Raw genomic sequence first — 10,134 nt, forward strand, 5'->3', positions numbered from 1 at the left:
TCGGCGAGGCTCAAAGCCCGCGGCTCACGAGCCAGCTGTCGATGCGTTCGGCGACCGCGGCCCAGCCGGGTTCGAGCATCATGTTGTGACCCATGTCGGGGAAGAACTCGGCCTGGGTGCCGTAAGCGCGGGCGGTGGCGAGGATTTCCTTGCGGGTGTGCGCGCCGTCCTCGTCGGCTCCGAGCACCAGGACCGGCGCGGTCACCTTCTTGGGTCGCGGCAGCCGCAGCAACAGACTGTCGATGCCGATGCGCGAGCTGTCCTCTTGCAGGCGGGCCGCGTACTTTTCGACGTCGGCTTCCGGCGTGTGCGTCGAGAAGAACCGCTCCCGCGCCAGCTGCGGCGGATTGATGTACGGCAGTGCTTTGCCAGTGATCGTCATCTTGACGAAATCCGACGGGCGTTGCCGTATCCACCGCAACGCATTTCCGAGGTTTCCCTGCGGAGGAACGGACGTCATCAAAACGCCGGCCGGAGCGTCGTGCGACTCCAGATACTTCTGCACGATCAGACCGCCCATGGAGTGACCGATGACCACCGGGGAGCTGGGCAGCGTGTCGGCGACCGAGCTGACGTCGGCGACATAGTCGGCGACCGAGCAGGCCCACAGCGGCTTGTCAGTCAGGCTTTCGCCGTGGCCGCGAAAGCTCAACGCGACTGCGCAGTAATCCTTGTCGGCGAAGTAGCTGAGGAAGTTCTCGTCCCAACACCAAGCGGCATGCCAGACCCCGTGGACAAAAAGCAGCGGGGCGGGATGCGCCTCGCTGACACTGCCCTTCTCGATCACCTCTAGCACCGCGATAGCCTATCTGTCCGCTTTACCGGAACTCAGCAGTGTCCAAGAATCCGTATATCGCCATGTCGTCAATGGAGTTTCCTCTCTGCGCGCCACGCAAGCAGCGGCAGCAGTTGCTCGTGCGGCGCAAAACGACAACACGCCGCGACCAGTCGGTTCATCCGACCCGGAACGACGCGGCACTTGTCTGCGGCCAATCCGTCGATCGCGGCGCGGGCGACCTGGTCGGCGGACTTCCACATGAAGCCAGGCAGGGTGGCGGCCCGCTCACCGGGGTCGAAGCCGGCCACCACATCGAACCCGGTGTCGACCGGTCCGGGACACAACGCGCTTGCCACGACTCCGGTTCCGCCCAACTCGCTGCGCAGACTTTCGGTGTAGGACAACACAAATGCCTTCGCCGCACCGTATGTCGCATGCCCGGGCAGCGGGTAGAGCCCGGCCAGCGAGGACACGTTCAGCACCGCGCCGCGGCCCCGCTCGACCATACCCGGCAGAAACCGGCTGCACAGGTCCACCACGGCGGCGACGTCGACCTCGACGAGGTTGAGTTGTTGCTCCGGAATCGATTTCGCTACCGGAGCACGCACCGCCAGGCCGGCGTTGTTGATCAGGATGTCCGGTGTCACGCCCAACGCGGCGACCCGGCCCGGAAGCGCCGCGCGGTCCGCCCTGCTCGACAAGTCAGCGGTCAGGACGTGCGCCTTGCAATTCAACCCGTCGGCGAGTGCCTGCAGGCGGTCGGTCCGCCGAGCCACCAGCACCAGCTGATGCCCACGTCGCGCAAGCTCGAGCGCAATGGCCTCACCAATGCCCGACGAGGCGCCGGTGACGACTGCCACGCGGTTTGCCGACGGTTCCGGGAGAGCCACGCGCACTGACCTTACCCGCGTTAGTCACACCGGCAACACGAAACGACCGATCATGCCGCGACGCAGATTCTCAGCCTGAGAACATCTCAGAGAAGCCTGCAAGGTAGTATTTTGGAGGCCGACTGGGGGGATACATTGTGAATTGGAATTCGATGCCGTCGTGGAAAGCCCGCGGGCTTGGTTTTGGACTGTTGGCAGGCGCCTGCGCTCTGAACGCAGCACCGGCGTGGGCGGACGCACCTGACCCAACTGATTACACCGCGCTGGTTCTCGGCCATGCGTTTCTGCCCCAGCCGAACGCGACGTACATGCAGGAGGTGATCGACACCTATGTCGATCCCACAACTCCTTTCGAGGGGCAGCCGACGTACAACGTCGTCGGCGATCCGGTCAGCGTGTACACGCCCGAGACCGACTACACCACGGGGCTGACCCAGGGCGTCGCCGACCTGAACAGCCAGCTCACTCCGCTACTAACGGCGAATCCCGACGCCCACGTCGTCGTCGCCGGCTACTCGATGAGCCCCTCCGACATCACCCAGGAGATGATCAACCTCCAGGCTACGGGTGTGAAGGACCCGAACCTGGTCTTCGTGTTGGCAGAGGATCTCAACAACCCCGACGGAGGATTCTTCACGCGGCTCCCGGGTTTTGGCGGCGAGACCCTGCCTGCGACACCCGCGGATACTCCATACACCACCGACATTTACAGCATCGAATACAGCGGGGCGTCCGACTTTCCCCAGTACGACGGCAACACGTTTGCGGACCTGAACGCCGCGGACGGTTACATCGACCTTCATCCCTACCTGCTGCCCGGCTGGCCGGCGTATTTCACGCCATCAGAGCTCGCCGGCGCGGTACCGGAACCCACGTCGGGAGCTGACGTCGCCACCAATTACTACCTCATTCCCACCCAGGATCTGCCGCTGCTGAACGTGCTTCGTCTGGAGCCCGGCGCACCGTCGGCGGACGCCGATCTGCTCCAGCCCGACATGCGGGTGCTGGTCGACCTGGGTTACAACTGGACCGGCGACGCGAACGTCAGCACTCCGGCAACCCTGACAAACCCGGACATCGACACGACCGCGGTCGACTCTTACCTCACCGCCGGGGCCGACCAAGGCATGATCAACGCCCTGGTGGACATGGGAGTGCTGCCGAAATCCGACCTGACGGGCTTGGCGGATATGTACCCCTACGTGCCGGATGTCGCGAACCTGATGAGTGGCGCCCTTACCGACAACACCGCTGCGGCGCTAGACGCGACGACCTCGGCCAGCTTGCTGACCACCGATCTGGCCAGCTCGACCAACCCGCTGGCGGCTGACTTTGCCTCCTTCGCCCCGGGAATGGCCACCGATCTCGCCAATTACTTCCAACTTCTCGCCGGCTCGCTCTGACCGCTGCTACATCCGTTGAATTCAAAGCTTGTCGCGCTGATCACCGGTGCGACGAGTGGTATCGGCGAAGCAACCGCCTACCGACTGCACGACCGTGGCTATACGGTGTTCGCCACCGGGCGCAACCCCGATGCCCTGGATGCCCTGCGGCGCAAGGGTTTACCGGCCCGTGAGCTCGACGTCACCGACGAGGCCGCCGTGGATCGACTCGTCGAGGAGATCAACGCCGAGCACGGCGGGGTCGACGTCCTGGTCAACAGCGCCGGCTACCCGCTCCCCCGCCCGCTCGAGCAAGTGGAGCTGAGCGAACTGCGGCATCTGTTCGAGACCAATGTGGTTGCCACCCTTCATTTGTCGCAGGCGGTGTTGCCGACGATGCGCGCACGCGGTCAGGGCAGGATCGTCACGATCGGCAGCACCGGTGGACGGTTCACCAGCCCGGGCGCCGGCGCATATCACGTCGTCAAGTACGGCGTCGAGGCGCTGTCGCTGTCGTTGGGCGCCGAGGTGGCACCGTTCGGTGTCCGTGTCGTGCTGATCGACCCGACCGGGGTGCGAACGCGTTTCGTCAGTGCGCAATTCGAGACGGAGCACTCCTACCCCGACGACGATCCCTACGGCGACTTCAAGATTCGCTATTCCCAAACCACCCGCAGGTTGGCCACGGCGAAGGGACTGACAGTGTCTGCCGACACGGTGGCCCGTGTCGTCATGCGGGCCGTGCAGGCCAAGAATCCCAAGCCCCGCTACGTCGTCGGGGCGTCCGGAAAGGCCTCCGTGCTGGCCCGCACGTTACTGAGCGACCGGATGTGGGACCGCGTCATGAGGCTGGGCATGCGGGGCTGAGCGTGTGCGGCTGGGCGTGTGCCGCGAAACAGAAGCGGCGGCTGCGGAATTCCTCGATGGACGACCCTGGCTTCTGTTTCGCAGCAGCGACCTGAACTCAGAACATGCTCAGGAGCGACTGCGGCACGAAGCTGCTGAGGTCTGCGCTGATCTGGGCGCTGACCTCGGCAAGTATTTGACTTACCGAGTCGGCGCCCGCCGTCGCGCCCAGGCTGGACATCAGCGCGCTCAGATCGGTCGACATCGACGGATCCAAGCTACTCGCGCTGGCCGCCGAGCCCGTCAGGCCCGGGTCGCCCTGTGTCGGATCGAGGAGGAACCCGACGGTGTTGGCGTTGTTCAAAGACGAGAAGTTCCAGTCGTTGTTGGTCAACAGGGTCAACAGGTCCTGCCCGTCGAGATTGGGGTCGTAACCGCCATAGGTCGGGTCGAAGGTTGTCGTCAATGGATCGGCCGCGTACGCCACGTAGTTGGGGTCGGTCACGATCCCGTCGTTGGTGAACAGCGCCGGCAGTTCGGGGTTGATGGCAGCCAGGTCCGCGTCGTAGGTCGCCAGTTGATCCGGGGTCAGGTTGTAGTAGCCGGTCTGCAGCAGCGCGACGGCATCGTCGGTTTCGGCCTGGGTCGAGGTGCTATCGGTGGTGCTGCTCAGGTAGTCCTGAATCGTGGTGTTGCTCGGATCCCAGGCCAGGATGTCCTGCACCAGCGCTGTCTGCGTGTCGGCAGCGGGGATGTCGCACAGCGCCGGGCAGGCCGGGCTGCCCTCGACGAAGGGGTCGAAGGCCACCACCGTCGACGCGGCGAAGTTCTGGAAGGCTTGGGTGAGGTCTGTGAGGCTGGGCAGGTCGATGCCGGTGCCGTCGATCCCGGAGGTCGACGGCGTGGCCAGCAGGCTGTTGTAGAAGTCCTGGAAGGGCCCGAGCAGGTTCAGCTTGAACGTGGCGTTCTCCCACGGCATGTAGTCACCGGCACCCGTACCGTTGACACCGGTCGTGCCGTCGAAGCCGAAGGCGCTGGCCACTCCGCCACCGGTGCCGGTGTCGGGGCTGGGGTCGATGATGCCGCCCGGGTCGGTGGTGGAGTTGAACGTGAAGTTACCGCTGGTCAACTCCGAGAGCGGCACCTGCAACCAGTGCGAGAAAAGTCCGAAGGGCTCACCGTTTTGGGTGGTGGCCGTCCCGCCGAGGGCCTGGAAGAAGCCGATGTCGCGGTCGAAAGCGGTGCTGCCGGTGATGACCTCCGGTGGTGTCATCGGATAGCAGGTCTGCGCGTCGCAGGAGGCACTGACCGGCAGTTCGGCGGCGGCCAGCATCGCGATCTGCTGCGCCAGACCCGCCGTACCGTCCGACAGCGCGGTCGGATCGATTTCCGGCTGGTCGAGCCCGGAAATCTGCGAAAACGGGAGCGCTATGTCGAGGAGTCCCATGTAGTGGCCGATGTCGCCGGGGTCGGTTCCCCACAGGTTCGTGGCGTTGGGGACCCACCAGTCCCCGCCGAAGAACAGCGAATTCGACAGCACATCGAGGCCCTGGATCTCGTTGGACGGGATGTTCGCGATGTCGTCGAACAGGTTGATCGGAACGTTGAAGATGTCACTGCTGGCGTCGACCAGTCGGGTGTCGATATGGCGGACCGGGGGTTGCCCCGGTCGCAGCGGGAGTTGCACTCCCGCGATCGCGCCGGTCGCTAACAATGCCGCACTCGCCAAGATGCACGGACGTCCCGCAGCGCGCATGGCGCCCCCTCTCCCCAGACGGTCAAAACTTCGCGCACTCAAGCTACACTAAGGGAATCTAAGTTCGGGCGAGTACCTCAAAACTGGGCGTAAGGATATCGTTAGCAAGCCCTTTATTAGATTGACGCCGAGTAGGCGAGCAACAAAAGTCCAATTTCTTGGATATCCGCCGGCGAGGGACGCGCCGACTATGTCAATCCCCTTTCCGCGGTAAACACCGACCAGCCTGTGAGATCGGCGTCTAATTATGACTCGACGCCGACCCCGCACGCCGCTGATCGCAGTTCTGCAGTCAGGAGTCGACAACCGCAGTCAAGGAGCCCCGACACAGACTCGTCAGATCCGGGCGGTCAGGCCCGGCGGACCTCCTGCTAGCGGAGTAAGGCGGCTTGACGTCGATGTCCGGTTGGATGGGCGGCGAGCTTTTGGCTAAGCGGCGGTCCTTGACAAGTCTTGGCGCCCAGCCCTGAAACTCTCGTGCTGCAGCAAAAGCCACGGACTCGCTGCCGCCCGCCTGCGCGTTGGGGGCCGGCCGACCGACCGTCAAAGCTTAGAACAGGCTCAGCAGGTCCGTCGGCAATGTGGTGCCGAGGTCCGTCGACAATGACGTGCCAAGCTCGGCCGACAATGTCGTGGTGATGTCCGTCGACAGTTGTGACAGCATGGCACCGAAGTCCGTCGGGAGGGTCGATGCTCCGCCGAGGCCGAGCAATGCGCTGAGGTTGGCGCCATCGTTCGCCATCGAGCTGGTGTCCGAGCTGGCGGCCGCCGAGCTGGCCGCCGCTGCGCCGGAGTCCGCCACTACATAGCCGGGATCGACCAGGGCCAACAGATTACTGGGGTCAGACAGCGCGGTGGCACTGGTGTCGTTGTTGGTCAGCAGGGTCAGGAGGTCTTGCCCCTCAAGTTCGGGATTCAAGCCGCCGTATACCGGGTCAAAGGGCGGATTCGCGGCCTGGTTTGCTTCTACGGCGTCCGCGTAGGTCAGGTATCCGGGGTCGGTCAGTATCCCGGAGTTGGTAAACAGCGCCGGCAGTTCGGGATTGATGGCGGCCAAGTCCGCGTCCTCGGTCGCTAGCTCTGTCGGGGGCAGGTTGAAGATACCCGTCTGCAAAACTGCTATGGACGCGTCGACTTCGGGGGTAGTTGCAGCACTGTCGCTCATGTTGGTGCCGGGGACCAGCCCGTTCAGGTAGGTCTGAAGCGTCGTGTTGCTCGGATCCAGGTTTTCGATATCTTGCACCATCGCCGCACTGCTCAAACTTTCCGGTACGTCGCACGCCGCCGGGCAGACCGGACTCCCCTCGACAGCCGGATCGAAGGTGACCACCAGGGACGCGGCGAAGTTCTGAAGGGACTGGGTGAAATCCGTCAGGGTAGGAATCTCGATGCCGGTACCGTCGATGCCGGAGGTCGAGGGCGTGGCCAACAAGCTGTTGTAAAAGTCCTCGAAGGGGCCGAACAGATTCAGCTTGAAGGTGTCGCCGGCCCACGGCACCAGGCCAGCGGTGGCGCCGTCGGCCCCGGTCGTGCCGTCGAAGCCGTAAAGGCTGTTTACCGCTCCGTCCGGGCCGGTGTCGGGGCTGGGGTCGACGAGGCCCGCGTCGTCGGCGGAGGTGAACGTGAAGTCGCCGCTGGTCAAATCCGAAAGCGGTACCGTAAACCAGTGGTCGAAGATTCCGAGGGGCTCCTGCCCGGTAATCGTCTCGAGGAACTCGATGTCGCGGTCGAATTCTGTGCTGCCGGTGACCACATCTGTGGGGACGATCGGCGCGCAGGTCTCGGCGTCGCAGGACGCACTTATCGGGAGTTCGGCCGCCGCCAGTAGCGCAAGCTGTTGGCCCAGGCCCGCCGTACCGGCCGCATCGGCGGTCGGATCGATTTCAGGTTGATCGAGCCCGGATATCGATGAGAACGGGATCGCCGTGTCGATGATCCCCATGTAGTGGCCGATGTCGCCGGGGTCTGTTCCAAAAAGGTTCGTGGCGTTGGGGACGAAAATGTTCCCGCTGAAGAGCAGCGAATCGGAGAGCACGTTCAATCCCTGGACCTCGTTGTACGGGATGTTCGCGAGGTCGTCGAACAGGTTGACCGGGACGTTGAGCACCGAGCCGGCGTCCACCAGGCGGGTCTCAACACTGCGGACGGGAGGGTGGGCGGTCCGCGACGTGAACGGTGCGGCGGCAAGGGCACCGGTCGCCGCCATCGCCGCACCCAGAAGGACATACGAACGTGACACAGCCTGCATTGCCGCTTCCCCCCAAAATCTCGCAAGTGCCGCCCAGAACCCAACTGGAGGCTTCTATCGACCTATCATTCGGAGCCGTGCAGTTGTTGGATCGTATGCCGAGCCGACTTTTCGGATGGCCACGGATCCCTTGCCCGACGATCAGCCCGTGAGCCAGGCGCGGTTGCCGTAGCGGTCCAAATGCACCACCTGCTCGACCGGCACTCGCGTGGTCGGCCCGTAGCGTCCGCGAGGCCAGCCGAGTGCCACCACGCAGCACGGCGTCACCGAACGCGGAAGACCGAGGATTCTGCGGGCCCGCGCCACTCCCCACAGCGGCAGGGTGATCAGCGACGCGCCCAGGCCGATCGCGCGCGCCGCCAGCAGTAGGTTCTGCACGCTCGGATAAATCGATCCCCAGTATCCGGACAGGGCGGCATGGGGCATCACCGAAGACGGCACCCGCCCTTCGCGGACGGTCAACCGAAGGCACGCCACCACCAGGACCGGGATCTCGGTGAAATGGTCGACCTGCCATTGCGCCGCACGGATCACCTTGGCCAGCGATTCATCGCGGTCACCGGCGCCTTTGAGTAGACCGCCGTAGGAGAACTTCCAACCCCGCCGGTAACGCTTGGCGAGCTTTTCCACCACCCGGCGGTCCTTGACGATGATGAATTCCCAATTTTGGCCGTTGGCGCCGGTCGGTGCGCGCAGCGCCAACTCCACGCACTTCAACACCACCGCGTCATCGACCGGGTCGGGATGAACGCGCCGCACCGCCCGCTGCGTCATCATCGCCTCGATCAGCGGCATGTCCAGGCCGGCCAGCGCCTCGGCGGTGCTCGGCGCGACCGGGGACTGCCCCGAGGTCGCAGGGTCGGTGCGCGGCGCGTCGGTCATGTGTGGCGTCCTACCTCGGTGCGGGTGTCAGGCATTCTCGGTGATCCACGTCGAGGTGAACTTCTGAATTTCCGGGATTTCCCGGGTGAACTCGCGCGCGATGAAGGTCTCGACGGTGCCGCCGACCAGTGGCACGTTGAATTCGACAGTCCCGGTGAAGGTCATCCGGCAGCCGGCGGACGTGGGCGCGACCCGCGCGGCCCCAGAGCCCGATCCCGGTGCCCCGGACACTTCGACGCTGATCTCCCCGTGCAACTGACCGTCGCCCGGTCGCCACGTTTCGCTGTGCCGGACTTTGAGATCGCGGCGATAGAACTTGGCGAGCAGTCCGGGCAGCAGATCGCGACCCAGATCTTGGGTGGTGACCACCCGCACGGTCCGGTCATCGTCGACGATCAACGAGTCCAGCGTGGTGCTGCCGTTGAGCGTGGCAAGCCGGGCCAACCAATAGTCCTCGCCGCTGAACGCGGTATGAATCTGCTCGATACGTGCGGTCGAATCGGCGGACACGTCGAACGAACGCGACATCGTGAACCGCACTCCTCACTAGTGGTCGTCATCGCGGCGGAGCGATCTCCTCGCCGGCTTACCCAGATCCTTTGCCGAACAACCGATCCGCCAGCGTAGCTGCAAAGGTTCGGGTCTGCTCCAGCTGCTCTGGCTGCACATTGGTCGACGGGATGGGTATGCCCAGATAGCGCTTGCGGTATTCGCCCGACCCCAGATAACTGGTCAGCGACAACATGGAGCGCAGCGGATCGCCGGGATAGGTGAAATGAATCTCGTCGACGAAGCGGCCGCCTTGCTGTTCGGCAAGCTCGCGCACCGCTTCGAAGTTTTCCCGCCAAAACTGGCGGCACACGGTAAAAACCGCAAACGACTTGCCGGACAACAGCTTAGTCGCCTCGTCCGACTTCAAGAAGGAGCGCAAAGGCATGCTCACCGTCTGCCACCAGGTCGGTGAGCCGATACAGACCAGGTCGTAATCACCGGCACGCGCGGCATCGGGGATTGTGATCTCACCGGTCTCGCCGCGCTTCTGCGCCGACAGCACGCTGAGCATGTCGGGCCACACACGTCGCATCGGGAACCGCGAGAACCGCTCGGCATACCGCCGATCGGTGAACTCGATCCCCGCCTTGTGCACCTCGCAACCCCGCTCACGGAAGACTTCGCCCGCGGCCTCGAGCACCTTGAGTGACTGCCCGGTGTAGGAGTAATAGAGCAGCAACACCTGCGGGGGCCGCTCGCCGCGACCGGGTTTCGTCATATCCGTCATCACATCTCCATTGTCGAAGGTCGCGCACTGGCCCGATCAGGTGGTGACCCGCTGCGCCCGGCTCCGCCGCGCT

The 10,134-nt window shown here is 64.4% G+C and carries 9 protein-coding genes; 2 read left to right on the top strand and 7 right to left on the bottom strand.

Translation table 11 applies throughout. The features are described from left to right. Nucleotides 1-10: 10 nt before the first annotated feature. The gene (locus ABDV69_RS04605) at nt 11-796 is read right to left on the bottom strand and encodes an alpha/beta hydrolase (protein WP_343572149.1); all 786 of its coding nucleotides are present in this window, start codon (nt 794-796) and stop codon (nt 11-13) included. Between the two features lie 68 nt (nt 797-864). Next, nucleotides 865-1,668: an SDR family oxidoreductase gene (locus ABDV69_RS04610; RefSeq protein WP_343572150.1), complete on the bottom strand. Its 804-nt coding sequence runs from the start codon at nt 1,666-1,668 to the stop codon at nt 865-867. 137 nt (nt 1,669-1,805) lie between these two features. Here ABDV69_RS04610 and ABDV69_RS04615 point away from each other — a divergent pair, with 137 nt between their 5' ends. Then, nucleotides 1,806-3,071, top strand: a complete 1,266-nt coding sequence (locus ABDV69_RS04615; protein ID WP_343572151.1) for a PE-PPE domain-containing protein — start codon at nt 1,806-1,808, stop codon at nt 3,069-3,071. 15 nt (nt 3,072-3,086) lie between these two features. Continuing rightward, the gene (locus tag ABDV69_RS04620; RefSeq protein WP_343572152.1) at nt 3,087-3,917 is read left to right on the top strand and encodes an SDR family NAD(P)-dependent oxidoreductase; all 831 of its coding nucleotides are present in this window, start codon (nt 3,087-3,089) and stop codon (nt 3,915-3,917) included. Between the two features lie 97 nt (nt 3,918-4,014). On the opposite strand, the gene ABDV69_RS04625 is transcribed toward ABDV69_RS04620, so the two are convergent. The 5 genes from ABDV69_RS04625 to ABDV69_RS04645 form a co-directional block, all read right to left on the bottom strand. Continuing rightward, nucleotides 4,015-5,652, bottom strand: coding sequence for a hypothetical protein (locus ABDV69_RS04625; RefSeq protein ID WP_343572153.1), 1,638 nt, complete (start codon nt 5,650-5,652; stop codon nt 4,015-4,017). Between the two features lie 550 nt (nt 5,653-6,202). Next, nucleotides 6,203-7,858, bottom strand: coding sequence for a hypothetical protein (locus tag ABDV69_RS04630; protein WP_343572154.1), 1,656 nt, complete (start codon nt 7,856-7,858; stop codon nt 6,203-6,205). A 183-nt stretch (nt 7,859-8,041) separates the two neighbouring features. Next, entirely contained in the window at nt 8,042-8,782 is a 741-nt protein-coding gene (locus tag ABDV69_RS04635; RefSeq protein ID WP_343572155.1) for a nitroreductase family protein, read from the bottom strand. Nucleotides 8,783-8,809: 27 nt separating this feature from the next. Then, nucleotides 8,810-9,310, bottom strand: coding sequence for a DUF2505 domain-containing protein (locus ABDV69_RS04640; protein ID WP_343572156.1), 501 nt, complete (start codon nt 9,308-9,310; stop codon nt 8,810-8,812). Between the two features lie 58 nt (nt 9,311-9,368). Continuing rightward, complete coding sequence (locus ABDV69_RS04645; RefSeq protein ID WP_343572157.1) at nt 9,369-10,061, bottom strand: flavodoxin family protein; 693 nt, start codon at nt 10,059-10,061, stop codon at nt 9,369-9,371. Between the last annotated feature and the right edge of the window lie 73 nt (nt 10,062-10,134).

The organism is Mycobacterium sp. (genome assembly GCF_039583785.1).
Lineage (GTDB): Bacteria > Actinomycetota > Actinomycetes > Mycobacteriales > Mycobacteriaceae > Mycobacterium.